Origin of the sequence: Pseudovibrio sp. POLY-S9 (assembly GCF_001431305.1) — a bacterium.
GTDB lineage: Bacteria > Pseudomonadota > Alphaproteobacteria > Rhizobiales > Stappiaceae > Pseudovibrio.
In genome coordinates this window covers 1-329 of sequence record NZ_LCWX01000150.1, presented here as the reverse complement: position 1 = coordinate 329, position 329 = coordinate 1, and the positions used below count along the sequence as shown (strand labels likewise).

The window sequence follows — 329 nt, the reverse complement described above, 5'->3', positions numbered from 1 at the left end:
TCCCGGTCCCTCCCTGAATGCCATGTTAATGTGTCAACCATCTCTCCGAACACCTGTCACCTATGTCTCCGGTATGTACATCAAAGGCCGGGATGACATTGATGGGTGGGGCAAAGACTGTCTCAAAAAACTTATTCCCCTTCTGGAATCCTCCCATATTCTGAACCTATGCCTACGTAACGGGCTGCTGGCGGAGCGACCGTCAGTTTGTCGTAGGCTGGGCGGGGCTGCTGGAAGACGTAACGCACCTTTCAGTGGTCCGGTGAACCGAACTTCAAACGTGACCGCATGGTTTGAGGGGAAGGGCCCAGGACTATAGGGTATCACGC

General features: G+C 54.1%; 1 protein-coding gene. It reads left to right on the top strand.

Annotation, left to right across the window (positions count from 1 at the left end; genetic code table 11):
* A partial coding sequence (locus PPL9_RS33320; protein ID WP_208989368.1) for a hypothetical protein occupies positions 1–319 on the top strand: 319 nt, incomplete at its 5' end.
* Between the last annotated feature and the right edge of the window lie 10 nt (positions 320–329).